At 63.5% G+C, this 21,784-nt stretch carries 21 protein-coding genes; 1 reads left to right on the top strand and 20 read right to left on the bottom strand.

Going from position 1 to position 21,784, the window contains the following annotated elements; all coding sequences use genetic code 11:
- Positions 1–4: 4 nt before the first annotated feature.
- Both priB and rpsF read right to left on the bottom strand, forming a co-directional pair.
- Positions 5–304 carry a primosomal replication protein N gene (gene priB / locus AC56LW_RS02765; protein ID WP_343025176.1) on the bottom strand — a complete coding sequence of 100 codons (300 nt, stop codon included), beginning with the start codon at positions 302–304 and terminating at the stop codon, positions 5–7.
- 37 nt (positions 305–341) lie between these two features.
- Positions 342–749 (bottom strand): 30S ribosomal protein S6, encoded by a 408-nt coding sequence (gene rpsF, locus AC56LW_RS02770; protein WP_183555516.1) that lies wholly within the window; start codon positions 747–749, stop codon positions 342–344.
- Positions 750–1,043: 294 nt separating this feature from the next.
- Here rpsF and lexA point away from each other — a divergent pair, with 294 nt between their 5' ends.
- Positions 1,044–1,673: a transcriptional repressor LexA gene (gene lexA, locus AC56LW_RS02775; RefSeq protein WP_332531557.1), complete on the top strand. Its 630-nt coding sequence runs from the start codon at positions 1,044–1,046 to the stop codon at positions 1,671–1,673.
- Between the two features lie 64 nt (positions 1,674–1,737).
- On the opposite strand, the gene AC56LW_RS02780 is transcribed toward lexA, so the two are convergent.
- The 18 genes from AC56LW_RS02780 to leuC form a co-directional block, all read right to left on the bottom strand.
- Positions 1,738–2,442: a tetratricopeptide repeat protein gene (locus tag AC56LW_RS02780; protein ID WP_332531556.1), complete on the bottom strand. Its 705-nt coding sequence runs from the start codon at positions 2,440–2,442 to the stop codon at positions 1,738–1,740.
- 189 nt (positions 2,443–2,631) lie between these two features.
- Positions 2,632–3,873: a cystathionine gamma-synthase family protein gene (locus AC56LW_RS02785; RefSeq protein WP_499631402.1), complete on the bottom strand. Its 1,242-nt coding sequence runs from the start codon at positions 3,871–3,873 to the stop codon at positions 2,632–2,634.
- 2 nt (positions 3,874–3,875) lie between these two features.
- Complete coding sequence (purF, locus tag AC56LW_RS02790) at positions 3,876–5,396, bottom strand: amidophosphoribosyltransferase (protein ID WP_332531554.1); 1,521 nt, start codon at positions 5,394–5,396, stop codon at positions 3,876–3,878.
- A gap of 62 nt (positions 5,397–5,458) precedes the next feature.
- Positions 5,459–5,947, bottom strand: coding sequence for a CvpA family protein (locus AC56LW_RS02795; RefSeq protein WP_332531553.1), 489 nt, complete (start codon positions 5,945–5,947; stop codon positions 5,459–5,461).
- 13 nt (positions 5,948–5,960) lie between these two features.
- Positions 5,961–6,956, bottom strand: coding sequence for an SPOR domain-containing protein (locus AC56LW_RS02800; protein ID WP_499631406.1), 996 nt, complete (start codon positions 6,954–6,956; stop codon positions 5,961–5,963).
- 12 nt (positions 6,957–6,968) lie between these two features.
- Positions 6,969–8,267: a bifunctional tetrahydrofolate synthase/dihydrofolate synthase gene (folC, locus tag AC56LW_RS02805; RefSeq protein ID WP_499631409.1), complete on the bottom strand. Its 1,299-nt coding sequence runs from the start codon at positions 8,265–8,267 to the stop codon at positions 6,969–6,971.
- 139 nt (positions 8,268–8,406) lie between these two features.
- Positions 8,407–9,279: an acetyl-CoA carboxylase, carboxyltransferase subunit beta gene (accD, locus tag AC56LW_RS02810; protein WP_183555523.1), complete on the bottom strand. Its 873-nt coding sequence runs from the start codon at positions 9,277–9,279 to the stop codon at positions 8,407–8,409.
- Positions 9,280–9,665: 386 nt separating this feature from the next.
- Positions 9,666–9,950 carry a hypothetical protein gene (locus AC56LW_RS02815; RefSeq protein ID WP_499631412.1) on the bottom strand — a complete coding sequence of 95 codons (285 nt, stop codon included), beginning with the start codon at positions 9,948–9,950 and terminating at the stop codon, positions 9,666–9,668.
- Positions 9,951–10,272: 322 nt separating this feature from the next.
- On the bottom strand, positions 10,273–11,073 hold the full coding sequence (gene trpA, locus AC56LW_RS02820; RefSeq protein WP_499557539.1) for a tryptophan synthase subunit alpha: 801 nt from the start codon (positions 11,071–11,073) through the stop codon (positions 10,273–10,275).
- 75 nt (positions 11,074–11,148) lie between these two features.
- Positions 11,149–12,402 (bottom strand): tryptophan synthase subunit beta, encoded by a 1,254-nt coding sequence (gene trpB / locus AC56LW_RS02825; RefSeq protein ID WP_482899646.1) that lies wholly within the window; start codon positions 12,400–12,402, stop codon positions 11,149–11,151.
- Positions 12,371–13,078: a phosphoribosylanthranilate isomerase gene (locus AC56LW_RS02830; protein ID WP_499557541.1), complete on the bottom strand. Its 708-nt coding sequence runs from the start codon at positions 13,076–13,078 to the stop codon at positions 12,371–12,373. The genes trpB and AC56LW_RS02830 overlap by 32 nt, the downstream gene beginning before the upstream one ends.
- 8 nt (positions 13,079–13,086) lie before the next feature.
- Complete coding sequence (truA, locus tag AC56LW_RS02835) at positions 13,087–13,887, bottom strand: tRNA pseudouridine(38-40) synthase TruA (RefSeq protein ID WP_183555528.1); 801 nt, start codon at positions 13,885–13,887, stop codon at positions 13,087–13,089.
- Positions 13,884–16,946 carry a motility hub landmark protein FimV gene (locus AC56LW_RS02840; protein WP_499631416.1) on the bottom strand — a complete coding sequence of 1,021 codons (3,063 nt, stop codon included), beginning with the start codon at positions 16,944–16,946 and terminating at the stop codon, positions 13,884–13,886. Before AC56LW_RS02840 ends, truA begins: the two co-directional genes overlap by 4 nt.
- Positions 16,947–17,234: 288 nt before the next feature.
- Positions 17,235–18,362, bottom strand: coding sequence for an aspartate-semialdehyde dehydrogenase (asd, locus tag AC56LW_RS02845; RefSeq protein ID WP_183555530.1), 1,128 nt, complete (start codon positions 18,360–18,362; stop codon positions 17,235–17,237).
- Between the two features lie 26 nt (positions 18,363–18,388).
- Complete coding sequence (leuB, locus tag AC56LW_RS02850; RefSeq protein WP_499631419.1) at positions 18,389–19,459, bottom strand: 3-isopropylmalate dehydrogenase; 1,071 nt, start codon at positions 19,457–19,459, stop codon at positions 18,389–18,391.
- 40 nt (positions 19,460–19,499) lie between these two features.
- Positions 19,500–20,147 (bottom strand): 3-isopropylmalate dehydratase small subunit, encoded by a 648-nt coding sequence (gene leuD / locus AC56LW_RS02855; RefSeq protein WP_499631422.1) that lies wholly within the window; start codon positions 20,145–20,147, stop codon positions 19,500–19,502.
- A gap of 10 nt (positions 20,148–20,157) precedes the next feature.
- Positions 20,158–20,280: a hypothetical protein gene (locus AC56LW_RS02860; protein ID WP_258835162.1), complete on the bottom strand. Its 123-nt coding sequence runs from the start codon at positions 20,278–20,280 to the stop codon at positions 20,158–20,160.
- A 54-nt stretch (positions 20,281–20,334) separates the two neighbouring features.
- A complete protein-coding gene (gene leuC / locus AC56LW_RS02865; RefSeq protein ID WP_332531543.1) occupies positions 20,335–21,735 on the bottom strand; it encodes a 3-isopropylmalate dehydratase large subunit in 1,401 nt (466 codons plus the stop codon).
- Between the last annotated feature and the right edge of the window lie 49 nt (positions 21,736–21,784).

The raw sequence follows: 21,784 nt of genomic DNA on the forward strand, positions 1-21,784 counted from the left end.
CGGGTTAAGCGGCACTGAAATCAATGATGTGAAACACCAGGGCTTTGCTGTTGCGATTTTTCCGTGCAAGAAATCCGTTGAACCTGTAGCTGGCGCCCAATTCGGCGCTGGCAAACCTGCCCGAAATCTCGCCCGCGGCGAACGCAGGGACTTCGAACGCGACCGACCTTTCGACTCCGGCCTCTTCCTGCTGCGATTCGTGCATCAGGACGGCTGAAACGATTGGCACACCGGCCGGGGTGTAACGCAGTACGTCGCGCTCGGCGATGGTCGCCATGAGCTGGAGGTGGTTTGCGCTGTGCACCCGGTATTACTGGTTACTACGAATAACTGGGAAAAACTTAAGCAGCAGCAGGCGCTGGCGCAGCGGCTGGAGCGGCTGCTGGCGCAGCGGCTTCGGCACGGTGGCTCTTGGCTGCGTCTTCGCGCTGCACCGATTTCATCATCGGCGACGGTGCGGTTTCAGCTTTTTTCAGCTTGACGGTCAGGTGACGCAGAACCGCATCATTGAACTTGAATGCAGTTTCCAGCTCGACCAGGGTCTCGTTGTCGCATTCGATGTTCAGGCAGATGTAGTGTGCTTTTGGCAGCTTCTGGATCTGGTATGCCATCTGGCGGCGGCCCCAGTCTTCAACGCGATGGATGTTACCGCCGCGGCTGGTCACCGTGGTCTTGTAACGCTCGATCATCGCCGGGACTTGTTCGCTCTGGTCCGGATGGACGATAAACACGATTTCATAATGACGCATGCATTACTCCTTGAGGACGTTTAACAAATGCCCACCTCGGCGTCAAGACGAGTGTGGGAAGGGAAAGCCGGCAATTATAACCCGAATATCGGTGACTTGGAAACCCCCGATGATGCGTTATCGCCTCGTTTGGCGCCGCAACGGGCATATCTGACTCGACAATTCCACGGTTTTGACGGCTGTTTGCACTCTGAATCGCGATTTTCGCGATATTTTTTGCGTTTCCCCTTGCGCGCGCGAGAATACTGTACAAAAATACAGGTTACATACATAACCGGTTGCTGTAACACATTTATGCTAAAGCTCACTGCACGGCAAGAACAGATCCTGAACCTGATCAAGGAAGCGATCGAGAACACCGGTTTCCCTCCGACCCGGGCTGAAATCGCTTCTGAATTGGGTTTCCGCTCGGCCAATGCGGCTGAAGAACATCTGCAAGCACTGGCGCGCAAGGGCGCCATCGAAATTTCGCCCGGCACGTCGCGCGGCATCCGCCTGATCGGCGCGAGCGTCGAGGCGATCCCGATGCCGCCGCCGTCGTTCATGTCGCTGCCGCTGGTCGGGCGCGTCGCAGCGGGCAATCCCATCCTGGCGCAAGAGCACGTTGAAGCCACCTACAACGTCGACGCGGCCATGTTCGCGGCGCGGCCCGATTTTCTGCTGAAGGTCAAGGGCTGGTCGATGCGCGATGCCGGCATCATGGATGGCGACTTTTTGGCGGTCAAGAAAATCGACAGCGCCAAAAACGGGCAGATCGTTGTTGCGCGCCTGGGCGACGAAGTCACGGTCAAGCGCTATCGCAAGACGGGCGACCTGGTCGAACTGCTGCCAGAGAACCCCGACTTCAACATCATTGCCGTCTCGCCGGACGAAGAGTTTGCGCTTGAAGGCCTGGCTGTCGGCCTGATGCGTAGCTGGAACTGATGGAACGGCGCCGGTCTCCCCGGCCGGCGCTTGCTTTACCCGGCCTTGCCCTACCCGGCATTGCTTAGTTCGACGCCTTCTTCACCACGGCATTGTGCTGGTTGATGAATGCCTCGGTGGCATTGCGCCACGCTGCAAAATCCGCCAGGATCATCTTTGAATTGACCTTCGCGCCTTCCGCGATATTCTGCCGCACCTGTTCCAGGTAGGCTGCCGAGGCGTCCGCCTCCTGCTTGTTCATCAGCTTGGCAATATCAGCCGGGATCTTCTTGGTCAGCGGCGACTGCGCGTTCAAATTCGTCACCATCTTGTTGTAGCAATCCTGCCAGCCGGTCACCAGCTTGTTGACGCGATCGATCTCGTCATTCACCTTCGACACGGCCGGAATGCGCGGCGACGGGCAGCGGTATTCGCCCGACTGCAGCTCGGCGCCGTCGTAGCCCTTGATCCAGTAATCGATTTCGGCGCGCTTCGTGACACGCTGCTCCATGACGACCAGCGATTGGGCCGCGACCTTGTTGCCCTTGGCGGCCGACTTCTCGAACAACGCCTTGGCCGCCGCCTCGTCAACGGTGCCCGCTTCGCCATACCAGTACATCTGGCCCAGTTGCTGCTGTGCCTGCGGATTGCCGGCATTGGCCAGCTTGGTATAGAGCTTGAGCGCGCCCGCGTAATCCTTCTTTTCGAACAGCGCGTTGGCGTCTTCCAGCTCGCCCGCATAGGCGGCGCTGGCAATAGTCAGAGAAAGGCAGAGCAGGAAACGTTTCATGGGCATCCGAAGAAAATGACAAGCTGACGATGGGGCATCATAGCCCCCTTTTACAGCGGGACTCAACCGTAAAAATGACAAGGCCGGCATTGCGCCGGCCTTCTTTGCATGGCTTTACGCCGCGCGGTAACGCCACGCGGTAACGCCGCGCGGTAACGCTACGCGGTAACGCCGCGCGGTACGCCGTACTTACGCGTCCAGCGCCTGGCGGAAGTCTTCGACCAGGTCGTCGGTGTCCTCGATGCCCACCGACACACGGATCAGCGACTCGGCAATGCCCATGCTGGCACGGCGCTCGGCGCCCATCTCGAAGAAGATCGTGTGGGCCACCGGAATGACCAGCGTGCGGTTGTCACCCAGGTTCGACGCAGGAATCGCCAGCTGCAGGCGGTTGAGGTAATCGAACGGATCGATGGACTCGTGCAGTTCGAAGCTGAGCAGCGAACCACCGGCGCGAAACAGCGACGTGACGATACCGTGTTGCGGATGCGACGCCAGGCCCGGATAGTGGACCTTTGCCACGCGCTCATCCGCCTCGAGCATCGTGGCCAGCGCCAGTGCATTGGCGCAGGTGCGGGTCATGCGCAGCGCCAGTGTCTCGGCGCCAACGGCGATGTGATGCGCCGCTTCCGGCCCGAGCGACGCGCCGAAGTCGCGCAGCGCTTTCGCACGCAGCTGCGCCATGCCCTGGGCGTGCGCCGGCTGCTTGCGGAAATTCGGTGCGATGTTCGGATACGCGCTCCAGTCGAACAGACCGGTATCGGTCAGCGCGCCGCCCAGCGCGATGCCGTGGCCGCCAATCGACTTGGTCAGCGAGTTGACCACGAGACCGGCGCCCACGCTCTTCGGGCGGAACAGCCATGGCGACGTCATCGTGTTGTCGACCACGTACAGGATGCCCCGCTCACGGCACAGCTCGCCGATGCGGGCCAGGTCCGCCACTTGCGTGCGCGGATTGGCGATCGTCTCGACAAACACCATGCGCGTGTTCGGCGTCAAGGCTGCTTCCACCTGCGCCACGTCGGTCGCATCGACAAAGGCGACATCGACGCCCTGCCCCGCCACCGTCTGCCACAGGCTGTTGGTGTTACCGAACAGGAAGCTCGACGAAACGATGGCGTCGCCTGCCTTGAGCAGCGCCTGGAACAGCGCGCCGATGGCCGCCATGCCGGTGCCGAAGCACAGCGTGGCGACGCCATCTTCCATCTTGCTGACCTTGTCCTCGAGCGCGCTGATGGTGGGATTGCCCTGGCGACCGTAACGGAAGCCCGGCTCCTTGCCCTGGAACACGGACGCCAGTTGACGCGCATCCGTATAGCCGAACGCGACCGACGTGTGAATCGGCTTGTGCAGCGAACCATGCTCGATCGGCTTGTGCCGGTCGTTGTGCAGGATGGTCGTGGTAAAGCCGTAGGATTTTTTCTCGCTCATGCTTACTCGGCGGCGACAGCGGGGTTCAGGTTCAGCTGGGTACGGACCTGGTCTTCGTCCTTGGCAGCAGGATTGTGACGCGCGGTTTCCTGGCGATCGAGGTATTCCGGGGTCACGTCGCCCGTCACGTAGATGCCATCGAAGCACGACGCCTCGAAGTTCTTCAGTGCCGGATTGACGTCCGAAATCGAACGCTTGAGGGCATCGATGTCCTGGTAGATCACGCGGTCGGCCGTGATCTCGCGGCAGACTTCCTCGGTCGTGCGGCCGTAGGCGATCAGCTCGTCGCGGGTCGGCATGTCGATGCCGTACACGTTCGGGTACAGCACCGGTGGCGCGGCCGACGCGAAGTACACCTTGCGCGCGCCGGCTTCACGGGCCATCTGCACGATCTCGCGGCTGGTGGTGCCGCGCACGATCGAGTCGTCGACCAGCAGCACGTTCTTGTCCTTGAACTCGGAAGTGATGGCGTTGAGCTTCTGGCGTACCGACTTCTTGCGCATGCCCTGGCCCGGCATGATGAAGGTGCGGCCGATGTAGCGGTTCTTGATGAAGCCTTCGCGGTATTCCACGCCGAGTTTCAATGCCAGCTGGATGGCAGCCGGACGCGACGAATCGGGAATCGGCATGACAACGTCGATGTCTTCGACCGGGATTTCACTGAGCACCTTGTCGGCCAGGTATTCGCCCATGCGCAGGCGGGTGGCGTAGACCGAGGCGCCGTCGATCACCGAGTCCGGACGGGCCAGGTAGACAAATTCGAACGCGCACGGGTTCAGCGACGGGTTCTCGGCGCATTGGCGCTCGGACAGCTTGCCGTCGTTGGTGATGAAGACCGCTTCGCCCGGCGCGATGTCGCGCACGAAGCGGAAGCCCAGGCCTTCGAGGGCGACCGACTCGCTGGCCACCAGGTATTCGTTGCCGTTTTCGGTTTCGTTCACGCCCAGGCACAGCGGACGGATGCCGAACGGATCGCGGAAGGCCAGCATGCCATGGCCGGCGATCTGCGCAACGACAGCGTAGGCGCCACGCACGCGGCGGTGCACGACAGCGACCGCCTTGAAGATCGCGTCGGCGTCGAGCGAGAAGCCATCGGCCGCTTCCTGGATTTCGTGGGCCAGCACGTTGAGCAGCACCTCGGAATCGGAATCCGTGTTGATGTGGCGGCGGTCGTTGCGGAACAGCTCATCCCTGAGCTGGGCCTGGTTGGTCAGGTTGCCGTTGTGCGCGAGCGTGATGCCGAATGGCGCGTTGACGTAGAACGGTTGCGCCTCTTCTTCGCTCGACGAACCTGCGGTCGGGTAACGGCAGTGGCCGATTCCGGTATTGCCCTGCAGCGAACGCATGTTCCGGGTACGGAAAACGTCACGTACCAGGCCGTTGGCCTTGAACATCGAGAACATGCTGCTGTGATTGGTCGCAATGCCCGCAGCGTCCTGGCCGCGGTGCTGCAGCAGCAGCAATGCATCGTACAGAAGCTGGTTGACGGGAGACTGCGAAACGACGCCGACGATGCCACACATGAGGTGCTCCTAAAAGCTTGGGTGCAAAATGACAGAAAACTGCGAAAACTACGGCTACTGGTTCAGTAATTAATATGCTCCGCGAAGGCAGCGGGCAAGAATGGTTTGACGGTGCGCGCGCCGGTCTCGGCAATGGGTGACAACAGCGCGTCGCGCCAGAATGCCTGCTGCGGGATCTGCGTCATCCCGCACAATATGACGCCGGCCAGCACGATCACAATGCCCCGTGCCAGGCCGAACAGGCCGCCAAGGCCCCGGTCCGCCAGCGACAGGCCGGTGGCGGCAACCACCGCACCGATCGCCATCGACAGCAGGCCCATCAGGATTCGTACGCCCAGGAACAGCACGATAAAGGCCGCCATCAGGCGCGCGGACCCGCCCGGAATCACCTCGGGCAGCAAGGGTGCGAGCTGGGCGCCGTAGACATTGGCCACCACGAAGGCGACCACCCAGCCCACCAGCGACAGAATTTCCTTTACCAGGCCGCGCAGCGTGCTGATCACGACGGAGGCGATCAGCACGAACAGCACCAAATAATCGAAGATCGTCACGCGGCAGCGAGGATCAGAGCGGCACCATCGAGCCGGACAGACCGATGCCGCTCAGTTTGGCGCGCACTTTCTCTGCTTCTTCCTTGCTGAACGGGCCGACCCGCACGCGGATCAGTTCGCCAGACTTCTGGGTGAATGACGCAACGCCGGCAGCGCGCAGGCGGCTTTGCAACTCGGTGACTTTTTCCTGGCTGGCCAGCGCGGCAACCTGCACCACGAAGCGCGGCGCCGGGCCTTCGGCCTTGACCGTCTTCGGCTCGGCCTTGGCGGCTGGCTTGTCCTCGAGGATCGCGATGGCGCGGGCGGCGTCGTCCGGACGGGCCGGCTTGGTGACGTGCTCGGCTTTCGGATGCGACTCGGCGGCTTTCTCGACGACCTTGACCGGCTTTTTCTCGGGCTCGGGCTTTTTCTCGGTCTTGACGGGTTCAGGCTTCGTCACCGGCTTAACGTCGGGTTCGGCCTTTGGCTTGGCTTCAGGCTTTGGCTTGACGGTCTCGACTGGCTTGACGGTTTCGACCGGCTTGGCTGGCTCGAGCATGCGCATTGGCGGCACCTCGCTGGCCACTGGCGCTGCGGCCACGGCGACCGGCGGCGTACGCGTGCCGGCCGGTGGCGCCGGGACTGGATCGATGATTTCTTCGTCGCTGTCGACGCTGGCCGTTGGCGCAACCTGCTCGGACGGCACCGGCAGCGGCGCAGCCTTGTCCTTGTCGGGGATGTGGATCGCGATGTCGGTGGCCAGCGGCTTGGGCTCGGAATCGAGCAGCATTGGCAGGGCCACGACGGCGGCCAGGACCAGCGCAATGGCGCCGACCAGGCGGCGGCGCGCGCGTTTTTTCTCGGGCAGGATCGGATCGCCACGGCTCGAGCGGCGACCGCCCTCACCGGCCGAGCTGGCACGCTTGGAGCGTGCGCGCTCGGTGTAGGCGGCCTCGTCGTCCTTGACGAAGTGACCGCTGTCACGAACAGTTTCTTGCTTGTTTTTAGTGCCGAACGAGAACAAGCCCATGCGATTGAGGTATCAGTGTAGTGAGGATTTACGGGCCGCCATCACGCCGGCAACCGTGTAGAACGAACCAAAGACCACAATTCTATCATTCTCCTCAACCCGGCTCAGCGCATTCGCATAAGCGTCGGCGGGCGAATCGAAGGTGGTGACCGAAAAATCGCCCGCTTTCGCGCCCGCTGGCTTCAATTCAGCGATCTTGTCGGCCAGTGCCGCAGGGTCGGCCGAGCGCGGCGAATCGAGGCGCGTGACGCACCAGTGATCGATCACCGATGCCATCGGCGCGATGACGGCGTCGATGTCCTTGTCGTCCATGATGCCGAACACCGCGTACGTGAAGCGGTGAAAGCCCATATTGCCGAGGTTCTGCGCGAGCGTCGCGGCGGCGTGCGGATTGTGGGCCACGTCCAGGACCTGGGTCGGACGGCCGGCCAGCACCTGGAAGCGGCCCGGCAGCTCGACCATTGCCAGGCCGGCGCGGGTTTCCTGGGCGCCGCACGGCAAGGTCATGCGCAGCGCCTCAAGGGCCGCCAGCGCCGCAGACGCATTGAGCAACTGATTGGCGCCACGCAGGGCCGGATAGGCCAGCGAGTTGCGGCGCCCGGTGCGGCCGGCAAAGCTCCACTGCTGCTGGTCACCCTGGTAGTTGAAGTCGCGGCCCAGCAGCCACAGGTCGGCGCCGATGCTGGTCGCATGGTCGATCAGCGACTGGGGCGGCACCGGGTCGCTGCAGATGGCGGTTTTTCCCGCGCGGAAGATGCCGGCTTTCTCGAAGCCGATTTTTTCGCGTGTGTCGCCCAGATAGGCCGTGTGGTCGATGTCGATGCTGGTGACGATCGACACGTCGGCATCGATCACGTTGACGGCATCGAGTCGCCCGCCCAGGCCGACTTCGAGGATGGCGACATCGATCTCGCTGGTCGACAGCAGGTGCGCAATGGCCAGCGTGGTGAACTCGAAGTACGTGAGGTCAATCTCCCCGCGCGCGGCTTCGACGGCGTTGAAGGCGGCGATCAACACATCATCGGAGGCCATCTCGCCATTGATGCGGGCGCGTTCATTGAAGTCGAGGAAGTGCGGCTTGATGTAGAGGCCGACGCGGTAGCCAGACTGCAGCAACACCGACTCGAGCATCGCGCAGGTCGAACCCTTGCCGTTGGTGCCGGCCACCATGATCACGGGGCATGAGAACGCCAGCTGCAGGCGTTCCTTGACGGCGCGGACGCGGTCCAGGCCCATGTCGATATGGGTTTCGGCATGACGCGATTCGAGCAGCGCGAGCCAGTCGGGCAAGGTAGTCGGAAGTGGGGACATGGTGCTCAGAAAAGAGGGATTCGGCGGGCGATACGGGAAATAAAAAAGGCGGCCGCGGGGGCCGCCGTCTGGCATGCCCGCGCCGGTCGCCCCTGGCGATCATGTTCGCGGGTTGCCCTCGCGGCGGCCTTTGGATCGATCAGGCCAGCACTTCGGTCGCCTGGTTTTGCAGCAGGGCCAGCAGACGCGCAATTTCTTCGCGCATCTTGCGACGGTCGACGATCATGTCGACAGCGCCCTTCTGGACCAGGAACTCGGCGCGCTGGAAGCCTTCCGGCAATTTCTCACGCACCGTGTTCTCGATGACACGCGGGCCGGCGAAGCCGATCAGGGCCTTCGGCTCAGCGATGACCACGTCGCCCATGAAGGCGAACGAGGCCGAGACACCGCCCATGGTTGGGTCGGTCAGCACGCTGATGAACGGCAGCTTCTTCTCGGACAGCTTGGTCAGCATCGCGGTGGTCTTGGCCATCTGCATCAGCGACAGCAAACCCTCTTGCATGCGCGCGCCACCAGTGGCGGTAATGCAAATGAACGGCACCTTCTGCTCGAGCGCAACCTGGGCGCCGCGGACAAACCGCTCACCGACCACCGAACCCATCGAGCCACCCATGAATTCGAATTCGAAGCAGGCCACGACCACCGGCAAGCTCATGATCGAGCCGCCCTGGACGATAAGCGCATCGGTCTCGCCGGTGGCTTCCATCGCCGCCTTGAGGCGGTCCGGATACTTCTTGCTGTCCTTGAACTTCAGGGTATCGACTGGCAAGGTCTCCTGGCCAATGTCGTAGCGGCCGCCTTCATCGAGCAGCGAATCCAGACGCGCGCGGGCACGGATGCGCATGTGATGGGAGCACTTCGGGCACACGTGCAGGTTGGACTCGATATCCGCCCGGTACAGCACCGACTCGCACGACGGACACTTGACCCAGAGGCCCTCGGGCATGGTCTTGCGGTTAGCGGCATCGGAGCGCTGGATCCGAGGGGGCAGCAGTTTTTCCAACCAACTCATATTCTCTCCTTTGCGGCAAATCTTACAGTGGGGCGTAGTGTAGCCGCTCGGAGGCAGCTTGTCGAATCGTAGCAAGCCACCAATATTGCCAACAAAACATCACACGTCGCCACCGCCCCGCGCCCACGGCCACCACCACCAAATAATGAGGGTCAGAGTCGAATTGTTTGACAACTTCCGATAATTTCCCAATAAATAGCACCGATCCTCGGCTGAATGAACGCCGAGTTTGATCTCCAAAGCAAAATGAGGGACAGAGTCACGTTGATGAGCTAAATAATCAATTTCCCAACAATTAGGGTCAGAGTCGACTTATTGGGCAATTCCTCAAAGTTGTCAAACAATTCGACTCTGACCCTAATTTATTTATGCGGCAATGTTGGCGATTATTTCGCTGGCGAAGCGATGTCGTTGACGGTGTATTCAACGCCTCCCAAGCGTGCAGCCACGATGTTATAGATCCATGCGCTCAGCATTCCTGCCAAATAGATGCTGACGATATACGCAACTGCAAACAGAATGACCACACCTGCCCCGATGGGCGGCATCTCCGCGCCCGTCAACATGGCGATGAGAACGATCGCCAGCACTGGGAGCATAGCGATGAAATAAACTGCCGCCAACATCTTTCCAAACTGGGCAACTGCAATGTGCTTGACACGCTTTTTCATTGGACACTCCCTCAGGTTGCGCTACGGAGAGATCAATTTACTGAGGAAAAATGAAAAAGCTTTAAGCTGGCGCAACCAGCAGGAAAGATGTGGCAGTACGCCTGTAATAAACCCATCGGCCATAACCATCGCAACCGGATATTAAAAAGATTTGCCAGGCAATCGCCAAAAAGTTGTTAAACAATTCGACTCTGACCCTAATTGGATTGCAAGAGCATAGAGGCAATCACAATGAGGGTCAGGGTCGAATTAAGTGACAACATTTTCCGAAGAAATTGCTCAATAATTCGACTCTGGCCCTCATTGATATGACGGTGGCGGGTTAGCGGGCGTCGAGGGCGGTGCGGATGGTGGTGGTGAAGGCGCGAACGGCGTCGACGGCCTGGTCTGGCGGGCTGTTTTCGATTTCCTGGATGATGCGGCTGCCGATCACGACAGCGTCGGCCACTTCGGCCACGGCTCTCGCCGTGGCGCCGTCGCGGATGCCGAAGCCTACGCCGATCGGCAGTTTGACGTGCTCGCGGATCGCGGCCACGCGGCGGGCGACGTCGGCGGTGTCGATGGTGCCGGCGCCCGTCACGCCTTTCAGCGAGACGTAGTAGCTGAAGCCGCCACCGTACTGGGCCACTTGCTTGACGCGCTCCGTGGTCGACGTCGGCGCAAGCAGGAAAATCAGGTCCAGGCCGTTGTCGCGCATCTCGGTGGCGAACGCGGCGCATTCTTCGGGCGGGTAGTCGACGACGATCGCGCCGTCAGCGCCCGCTTCTTTGGCGCAGCGGATGAATTCGGTCTGGCCGATGCGCTCGATCGGGTTGGCGTACCCCATCAGGACCACCGGCGTGTCGGGGTCGTTCTTGCGAAATTCGCGCACGAAGCCGAATACGTCTTTCAGGCCGACGTTGAATTTCAGTGCGCGCTCGCAGGCGCGCTGGATGACCGGGCCTTCGGCCATCGGGTCCGAAAATGGCACGCCCAGTTCGAGGACGTTGGCGCCGCCCTCCACCAGTGCGTGCATCAGCGGGACGGTCAGTTCGGGGCCCGGGTCGCCCGCGGTGATAAAGGTGACGAGCGCGGTCTTGTTGTCCGCTTTAAGTGCGGTAAAAGTCTGTTCGATGCGGGACATGCTGGGTTCCTCTGGTAATCGGAAAAGGCGAATGCCCCGGCTGACCGGGGCAGGATGGCATGGTTGACGCCGGCATCAGCCGAAATCAAGCCCCATCCGCTGCGCCACCGTATGCATGTCCTTGTCGCCGCGGCCCGACAGATTGACCAGGATGATCTGGTCCTTCGGCAGCGTCGCCGCCAGCTTCACCGCATACGCGATTGCGTGCGACGATTCGAGCGCCGGGATGATGCCTTCGATGCGGCAGCAATCGTGGAACGCCTGCAGCGCTTCGTCGTCCGTGATCGACACGTACTCGGCGCGCAGCGTGTCCTTCAGCCACGCGTGCTCGGGCCCGACGCCCGGATAATCCAGGCCCGCCGACACCGAATGCGTCTCGATGATCTGCCCGTTCTCGTCCTGCAGCAGATAGGTGCGGTTACCGTGCAACACACCTGGCAGGCCGGAGGTCAGCGAGGCCGAGTGCTTGCCTGAATCCAGTCCCTCCCCCGCCGCTTCGACGCCCACCAGCTTGACGCCCGGCTCGCCGATGTACGGATAGAAGATGCCCATCGCGTTCGAGCCACCACCGATGCAGGCAACGACGTAGTCGGGCTGGCGCCCCGTCATCGCCGGCATCTGCACGCGGCACTCTTCGCCGATCACCGCCTGGAAGTCGCGCACCATCATCGGATACGGGTGCGGGCCGGCCACGGTGCCGATGATGTAGAACGTGTTTTCGATGTTCGTGACCCAGTCGCGCATCGCTTCGTTGAGCGCATCCTTGAGCGTTTTGGAGCCCGATTCCACCGGCACCACGGTCGCGCCCAGAAGCTTCATGCGGTACACGTTCTGGGCCTGGCGCTTGACGTCTTCGCTGCCCATGTAGATCACGCATTCCAGGCCGAAGCGCGCGCAGATGGTGGCCGTGGCCACGCCGTGCTGGCCGGCGCCGGTTTCGGCGATGATGCGCGGCTTGCCCATGCGCCGCGCCAGCAGCGCCTGGCCGATCACGTTGTTGATCTTGTGCGCGCCGGTGTGGTTCAGGTCTTCACGCTTGAGGTAGACCTGCGCGCCGCCGGCCATTTCGGACCAGCGCCGCGCGTGGTACACGGGCGACGGGCGGCCGACGAAGTGGGCCAGCTCGTAGCGGTACTCTTCGAGAAATTCAGGATCTTGCGCGTACTTTGCGTAGGCTTCGCTCAGCTCGGCCAGCGCGTGGGTCAGCGTCTCGGCGACGAACGAACCGCCATAGGGGCCGAAGTGCCCCTGCGCGTTTGGCAGGGCGTAATCGGGGGTCTTGAACAGCGGCGCGGCGTTAGGCGCTGCCTTGAAGGGGGTGTTCTGCATGGTATGTCTCGCTATGAATAGTGGCATCGGCGGCCCGCACTGCCGCGACAAACGCGGCCATCTTGCGGGCGTCCTTGATACCTTTTGCGGCTTCGACACCACTGCTGATGTCGACGGCAAAAGGCCGAACGCGTACGACACCGTCAGTGGTGTTGTGTACGTTCAAGCCACCACTCAAAACGACCCGAGGCGCGAGCTCTTTTGGGATGAGAGACCAATCGAAGACCTTTCCTGCGCCGCCATAAGCGTCCACGTAAGTGTCAAGCAGAAGGCTTGAAAACCACGGACTGGCGGTGCGGTATGCAAGCTCACATTCTAGCAGCGTGCCAGGGATCGTGTCAGGCTTGACCCGAAACGCGCGCATGAACGGGCGCTGGACGGCCGCCGCAATGGCGGCGCACTGCTCGACCGTCTCATCGCCATGGAACTGGATCAGGGCGAGTGGCATCGCCGCCGCGACTTCCTGCACCTCGGCGAGCGTCGGATTGACGAACAGCGCGACGCCGCTGACAAACGGCGGCAAGCCGGCGCACAAGGCGCCCGCGCGCTCTGGCGTGACGTAGCGTGGACTCTTCGGATAGAACACGAAGCCCAGGGCATCAGCGCCCACGGCGACAGCGGCGCTCAGGTCTTCTTCGCGGGTGATGCCGCAGATTTTGATACGGGTACGGTGCATGGAAATCCTTACAACCAGGGGAGCGGCGCGACCGCTTCCTGCGGCAGCTTCCAGATCGGATCGTACTCGATCTTCGCGAAATACAGGCCGTCGGGCATGAAGGTCGGCGCGGCCACGTCGCGCGAGCGGCTCTCGAGCACCTCGTGCATCCAGTCCGGCTCTTGCCGTCCCAGCCCGACATACACGAGCGAGCCGACGATATTGCGCACCATGTGATGCAGGAAGGCGCTGGCGCGCAGCGTGAAGACGATGATGTCGCCATGGCGCTCGATGCGCACTTCGTGCATGTCCTTGACCGGGGTCTTGGCCTGGCAGCTCGACGCGCGAAACGCCGAGAAGTCGTGCGTGCCGATCAGGTGGCGCGCGGCGTCGATCATGCGCTCGACATCGAGCGGTCGGAACATCCAGCCGGCACGGTTCGACAGCAGCGCCGATGGCGTCGGATGGTTGTACAGCACGTAGTGGTAGGTGCGCGAGCGGGCCGAGAAGCGGGCATGGAATTCCAGCCCGTCCTCGCCCAGCGGCACCTCCTTGGCCCAGCGCACGACAATCGAATCGGGCAGGAAGGTGTTCACGCCGCGCACCCAGGCCTGCGTCGGGCGCACCAGATCCGTGTCGAAATGGACCACCTGCTCGATCGCGTGCACACCGGTATCGGTGCGGCCGGCACAGGTGGTGGCCAGCGGCGTGCAGGCGAACTTCTCGAGCGCCATTTCAAGACGGTCCTGGACCGTATTGCGCTCCGGCTGTTTTTGGTAGCCGTTCCAACCGGTGCCGATGTACTGGACACCCAGAACAATCCGCGTCACGCCAGCAGCTCTCGCATCGCGCTGGCACGGCCAACCTGCTCGGTGCTACCGCCCTTGATGACTTCATCGAGCAGTTCGCGTGCGCCTTCCTTGTCGCCGATTTCCTGGTAGGCCACGGCCAGATCGAGCTTAGTTTCCATTTCCATGTGTTCGGGCGAGAGCGGCGCCGGCGCTGCAGCCATGTCATCGACCGGGTCAGCATCGAACGCCGCTGGCGTCGGCGCATTGGCCGTCGCCGATGCCGGCAGATCCAGATCGAAGTCGAGCGCGTCGAGCGAGGTGCGCTGCGGCGTCGGCGCATCGGGCAGCGGCGGCAACGACAACTCTTCGGGCGCCGGTACTGGCGCCGGGGTATCCGGCAGGTCGAACATGTCGAACGGATCGTCCTGGCGCGCCGCGAAGTCTTTCGGTTCGGCGCCGCCAGACGCGCGCGGTTCGGCCGGCACGCCGAAGTCCATCGCGTCCAGATCGAACAGCGGATCTTCAGACACATTCGTGTTCGAGGAGGCGCGCACGGCAGGCAGCGGATCGTTCACAGGCGCCGGCGTGGCCGGTGTAACCGGTGCGCCAAAGTCCATCGAGTCGAGGTCGAACAGCGGATCGCTCGGCGTCGCAGTGGCGGCCGCTGGTTGCGACGGGCTGGCCGGCAGCGACGGCAAACCGTCGAAGTCCTTGGCCAGACCGGCCATGTCGACCGGGGTGGCCTGCACTTGCGGCTGTGGCGTCAGGTCGAGCGAGAAGTCGTCGCGTGCATCGGCCGGAGTGGCCGCAGTTGCCTGAGCCGGTTGCCCGGCAGGCGGCGCATCGAAGTCCATGTCGAATTCGAGATCGTTGACGTCGGTCGACAGCGTGGATTCGGGCTTGCCTGCCGCCGCTGCCGGCGGCAGCATGTCGAAGTCGAGGTCGGGTACGGCCGTGGCGTCCGGGTCGGGCCGGCTTGCAGGCGCCGAGGTTGGTGCAGGCGCCGCGCGTTCGGCATCGGTCACCGGCTCGAACGTCAATCCGCCAAGGTCGAAGTCGAGCGTGTTGTCATCAAGGCGTGGCGCAGCCACCGGCTCGGCTTGCGGCGCCGCGGTGCGGTCCGCATCGTCCTTCGACAGCGAAATCGCAGACGCCGCAGCGACGGCGCCGGCAGCGGCCGCGCCGGCGATGGCGCCCGCATTGCTGTCAGTGCCCGCTGTTGGCTCGTCAGCACGCAGCGCATCCTGATATTGCTGCGACAAGATGGCCTGCTGGCTGCGCTCTTGCGCAGACGGCGTGTGCGCCGGCGCTGGCGCCGCGTTCGCGTACAGCGGATTTTGCGGGTCGATCCCCAGGCCCAGCGCTGCAGCGTGTGCCCAGTCGTCGCCCTGCCCGTTCGTCAGTGCATGCAGCTCGCGCGCCTGCAGTTCGAACGCGCGGGCATCCTTGCGCGTGGCGTAGATCTCGAGCAGTTTCAACCGCACCGGATGACGGTCCGGATGCGTGCGCAGCGCTTCCTTCAGGATTTCCTCGGCCTGCGCATCGCGGCCGTAGGCGATGTACACGTCGGCTTCGGCGACCGGATCGACTTCATTCGTGTCGAGCTGGCTGGCCGATGGCGCGAAGCTCGAATTGAAGACGCTGTTGTTGGTGTCGACGCTCTGGCCGCCGCTTTCGGCGAACAGCGACTGGGCGCTGGCGCCCGGCGCGCCCAGCACCGACGGTTCGGTCGGCACCGGTTTCACTGGCGGGGCATTGCGCTTGCGGCGCTGCGCGATGCCGAACAGGATCAGGAGCAGCACCAGGAGCGCTGCGGCGATGTACAGCATATTGTCCAGCAGCGTGTCGACCAGGCCTTTTTCTGGCTCCGGCGCCGGCACCGGCTTTTTCAGGCGGGGATGCGTGATCGGCTTGGCCGGCGTCGCCACGACGGGCGCTGCTGCGGCGGCCTGCTCGGCTTCCGCACCCGCGCGGCTCGGCACCGTCATCAGGTTTTCGAGTTCGCCGACGTTCTTTTCAAGTTCCTTGACGCGGGCCTCGGCCTGTTCGAGTTCGCGCTGCTTGGCCAGCGTGTCTTCGACGCTGGCGGTGCCGGTCTGCGGCGTGCCGGCGGCGCCTGCCGTGGCCTTCGACAGGCGCAGCTTGTCCTGTGCTTCGTTGGCGGCGGTCGGTTGTTCTTCGACGCGCGCCGTCACGCGTCCAGTTGCGCTCTGCCCGCCCTGCGGCGCGCTGGCCGGGGTGCTGGCGGCGACCTGGCCGGCGAGCTTGTTGCGGTAGGCGTCGAAGTCCGCCGCATGCGCCACGACCACGCCGCGCGCTTCGCTCTGGCTCGCGCCGCCACGCAGCGCGTCGCTATCGGGCACGCTCAGGATCTGGCCCGACTTCAGGCGGTTCATGTTGTTGCCGATGAAGGCGTCGGGATTGGCGCGGTACAGCGCCACGAGCATCATGTCGAGCGAGATCTCGGCCGGCTTCACACGGGTCGCGATGCCACTGAGCGTATCGCCGCGACGCACGCGGTAGGTGCTTTCGGCAGCTGCGGCGTCGCGCTGCGCCGCCTGGCGCTGGGCGCCTTCGCGTGCGGCGGCGATGCGGGCCCGCTCGGCCGCGTCGGCGGCCGGCGCAGCAGCGGCGGCCGATGCCGCAACGGCCGGCTGCGACGCCGCGCGTGGCGCCGGCGTGCTGGCCACTTGCGCAGGCTGCGTCGTGCGCAGTTCGGCCGGATCGAGCAGGAACGTGTACTCGCGCACCAGGCGACCGTTATTCCAGGTCAGTTCGAGCAGCATGTCGACGAACGGTTCGTTCAGCGGCTGGCTGGAATTGACCCGGATGATCTGGCGGCCACCGCGCTGCTCGACGGCGAAACGCAATGACAGCAGCGCCGGATTGAAGTCGATGTTCGCACTGCGGAAGGCTTCGGGCGAAGCCAGCTTGACGGCCATGCTGGCCGGGTCTTCACCGGCGCTGGTCGTCAGTTCAATCTCGGCGCGCAGTGGCTGGCCAAGTGCCGACAACACGGTCAATTTTCCAAGCCCGGCCGCGCTGGCGGCGGAAGTGACGAACACTGCACTGGCAATCGCCGCAGTGAGGGTTTTCAACGCAGGTGCCATGAGCTGAGATTGTTCCGAAAAATGCATAGTGAGCAGCGAGTAAGTTGGCCGAGGGAAAGACGGTTTCCCGGAGTCTCAACATAACATCATGCTCTAGGGCACGCAAGCGATGCGCACGTTTACAGCAGGAGGAACGGGGTGTTTTGTGGCCTGCGAGACATGCCTTTACGGGGTTCGATAACCACCAGACATGGTAGTTGCAAGGAATGCAACCGGCAATGACGAACTGGAAATAACGGGCCGGCTGCGAGGCAGCCAGCCCGGTGTGCGAAGCGTTTAACGTTCCAGCACGATGCGCAGCATGCGGCGCAGCGGCTCGGCCGCGCCCCACAGCAGCTGGTCGCCAACCGTGAACGCCGACAGGTAATCGTCACCCATGGACATCTTGCGCAGACGGCCCACGGGAATGGTCAGCCCGCCCGTGACGGCGGCTGGCGACAGGTCGCGCATCGATGCTTCGCGGTTGTTCGGCACGACCTTCGTCCACGCGTTGTGCGAGGCGATGATGTCGCTGATCTCGTCCAGCGGCACGTCTTTCGTCAGCTTGATCGTCAGTGCCTGCGAGTGGCAGCGCATCGCGCCGATGCGCACGCACAGGCCATCGACGGGAATCGGCTTGGCGTCGAAGCCTGCACCGCGACCCAGGATCTTGTTGGTCTCGGCGCCGGCCTTCCACTCTTCTTTCGACTGGCCGTTGCCCAGATCCTTGTCGATCCACGGGATCAGGTTGCCGGCCAGCGGCACGCCAAACTGCTTCGTTTCGTCAGCCGATAAACCATGCTGGGTGGCCAGCACGGTGCGGTCGATTTCCAGGATCGCCGATGCCGGGTTGTCCAGCAGTGGCTTGATCGCGCTGTTGATCGTGCCGAACTGGGTAAGCAGTTCGCGCATGTGCTGCGCGCCGCCGCCCGATGCCGCCTGGTAGGTCATGGACGTCATCCACTCGACCAGGCCGGCTTCGAACAGGCCGCCCAGGCCAATGAGCATGCACGACACGGTGCAGTTGCCGCCGATGTAGTTCTTCACGCCGCGCGACAGCGCGGCATCGATCACGGCGCGGTTGACCGGGTCGAGTACGATGACCGCGTCGTCGTTCATGCGCAGCGTGGATGCGGCGTCGATCCAGTAGCCGTTCCAGCCCGCCGCGCGCAATTGCGGGAACACTTCGCTCGTGTAGTCGCCGCCCTGGCAGGAAATGATGATCTCGCATTTGGAGAGCTCGGCGATGTCGCTCGCGCTCTTCAGGGTGGTTTCATTCTTCGCCATCGCCGGCGCGGCGCCGCCCGGATTCGACGTCGTGAAGAACACCGGCTCGATGTGGTCGAAATCGCCCTCTTCCTGCATACGCTGCATCAGGACCGAGCCAACCATGCCGCGCCAACCTACCAGACCAACTAATTTCATCGTCTTCTTTCAGTGTGATTACAGTGTTATCCGAGCGCCGCGACGACCGCGTTGCCCATCTCTTCGGTGCCCACGCGGGTGGACCCTGCTTCGTGAATATCCGGCGTGCGCAGCCCCTGCGCCAGCACGCGCTTGACGGCGTTGTCGATGCGGTCGGCCTGCTCCGTGAGGCCAAAAGTAAAGCGCAGCATCATCGCGGCCGACAGGATCGTCGCCAGCGGATTGGCCACGCCCTGCCCCGCGATGTCCGGCGCCGAACCGTGCGACGGCTCGTACAGGCCCTTGTTGTTCGCATCGAGCGAGGCCGATGGCAGCATGCCGATCGAACCGGTCAGCATCGCGGCGGCGTCCGACAGGATATCGCCGAACATATTGCCGGTCACGAGTACATCGAATTTTTTCGGTGCGCGCACCAATTGCATGGCGGCGTTGTCGACGTACATGTGATCGAGTTCGACCCCGGCGTATTCCTTGTGGACGTCGGTGACGATATCGCGCCAGAACTGGCCCGTCTCGAGCACGTTGGCCTTGTCGACGCTGGTCACGCGCTTGTCGCGTTTCAGCGCGGCCTGGAACGCCACGTGCGCGATGCGGCGGATTTCGCCTTCGGCGTAGCGCATCGTGTCGAAGCCTTCGCGCTGCCCCTTGAACGGACCGTCCGGGCATTCGCGCACGCCGCGCGGCTTGCCGAAGTAGATGTCGCCCGTCAGTTCGCGGATGATCAGGATATCCAGGCCCGACACCACCTCGGGCTTGAGGGTCGAGGCGCCGGCCAGCTCGGGGTACAGGATGGCCGGGCGCAGATTGGCAAACAGACCCAGTTCGCGGCGCAGGCCAAGAATCGCCTGTTCGGGGCGCAGCGCGCGCTCGAGCCCATCATATTTATAATCGCCCACGGCGCCGAACAGCACCGCGTCGGCATTCTTGGCCAGCTTGAGCGTGCTGTCCGGCAGCGGATGGCCGTGCGCGGCGTAGCCGGCGCCGCCCACTTCTGCAGTATCCATCTCGAAGCGCTCGCCGAGCGCGTTGAGTACCTTGACCGCCTGGGCGGTGATCTCCGGGCCGATGCCGTCACCCGGCAGGATCGCAATCTTCATGCTCGTCTTTCTTGTCTTGGTTTCTTGTCCTGGCCCGCGATCAGATCGCGTTGGCCAGCCACGGCTGGGCCGCGATATGGCGTTGTTCGAAGGTGCGGATCTCGTCCGCATGGCGCAACGTCAGGCCGATGTCGTCCAGGCCATTCAACAGGCAATACTTGCGGAAGTCGTCGATGGCAAAGCCGAACGACAGGCTGCCGTCATGCGTGCCGATACGCTGCTGTTCGAGGTCGATCGTCAGCTGGAAGCCCGGCTGGCGCTCGACTGCCTGGAACAGCGCCTCGACTTCGTCTTCGGTCAAGGCGATCGGCAGAAGGCCAATCTTGAAACAGTTATTGAAGAAGATGTCGGCGAAGCTCGGCGCGACGACGGCGCGAAAACCGAATTGCTGCAGCGCCCACGGCGCGTGCTCGCGCGACGAGCCGCAGCCGAAGTTCTTGCGCGTCAGCAGAATCGAGGCGCCCGCAAACTGCGGCTGGTTCAGCACGAAGTCGGGATTGAGCGGCCGCGCACTGTTGTCCTGCCCCGGTTCGCCGTGGTCCAGGTAACGCCATTCGTCGAACAGGTTCGGGCCGAAGCCGGTACGCCGGATCGACTTGAGGAACTGCTTCGGGATGATGGCGTCGGTATCGACGTTGGCGCGGTCGAGCGGCGCCACCAGGCCTTCGTGTACGGTGAACTTATCCATCTTGTTGCCCTTATTTGCCGCCGGCGCCGGTCACGACCTGGCCGACCTTCGAGACATCGCGGCCGATGCCCGAGACGGTGTTGCAGCCGGCCAGCAGGATGGCGACGAGGGAGAGTGCGAGAGCTTTTTTCATGATGTCCTGAACGAGAAAATGATCGTGGAATTGACCGCAATGCGCCTTAACGCATCAGAGCGCGCGTACGTCGACAAAGTGCCCCGCAATCCCTGCGGCGGCGGCCATGGCCGGCGACACCAGGTGCGTGCGGCCACCCTGGCCCTGGCGGCCTTCGAAGTTGCGGTTCGACGTCGACGCGCAGCGCTCGCCCGGTTCCAGGCGGTCGGCGTTCATCGCCAGGCACATCGAGCAGCCCGGCTCGCGCCATTCGAAGCCGGCGGCCAAAAAGATCTGGTCGAGGCCTTCGCGCTCGGCCTGTTCCTTGACCAGGCCCGACCCCGGCACGACCATCGCCAGCTTGACGTTGGGCGCGCGCTGGCGGCCGCGCACGACATCGGCGGCGGCGCGCAGGTCTTCGATGCGCGAGTTGGTGCATGAACCGATGAACACCTTGTCGATCGCTACTTCGTCGATCGGCGTGCCCGCCGCCAGGTCCATGTAGACCAGTGCTTTTTCGATGGCGCCGCGGCGCACCGGATCGTGTTCGTCGAGCGGATCCGGCACACGACCGTCGATCGCAATCACCATCTCGGGCGAGGTGCCCCAGGTGACCTGCGGCTGGATGTCCTGCGCATCGAGTTCGACGACGGTGTCGAACACGGCGCCGTCGTCGCTGTGCAGCGTGCGCCAGTAGGCCACGGCCTGCTCCCACTGATCGGCCGTGGGCGAGAGCGGCCGGTCCTTGACGTAGGCGATCGTGGTGTCGTCGACCGCCACCATGCCGGCGCGCGCGCCTGCTTCGATCGCCATATTACAGACCGTCATGCGGCCTTCCATCGACAGCGCGCGGATCGTGGCGCCACCGAACTCAATGGCGTAGCCGGTACCGCCGGCCGTGCCAATGCGGCCGATCACGGCCAGCACGATGTCCTTGGCGGTCACGCCCGGGCGCAGATCGCCCTCGACCTTGACCAGCATGGCCTTGGACTTCTTGGCCAGCAGCGTTTGCGTGGCCAGCACGTGCTCGACTTCCGAGGTGCCGATGCCATGGGCCAGGCAACCGAAAGCGCCGTGGGTCGACGTGTGCGAGTCGCCGCAGACGACCGTCATGCCGGGCAGCGTGGCGCCCTGCTCCGGCCCGATCACGTGCACGATGCCCTGACGCCGGTCGTTCATGTTGAAGTACGTGAGACCGAACGCCTTGGTATTGGCGTCGAGCGTTTCGACCTGCAGGCGCGAGGTCGGGTCGGCGATGCCCTGGGCACGGTCGGTGGTGGGCACGTTATGGTCGGCCACGGCCAGCGTGCTCGATGTGCGCCATAGTCCGCGGCCCGCGTCGCGCAGGCCATCGAAGGCTTGCGGGCTGGTCACTTCGTGTACCAGGTGCCGGTCGATATACAGGACGGTGGTGCCATCGGCGTCGGCACGCACGACATGGGAATCCCAGAGTTTGTCGTAGAGCGTTTTTTGCATGGTCAGTCCATTGATGCGGTGTGAGGGCGCACAGGGGGTGCGCGCGGTC

Source organism: Telluria sp. LT2P80 (assembly GCF_059685955.1).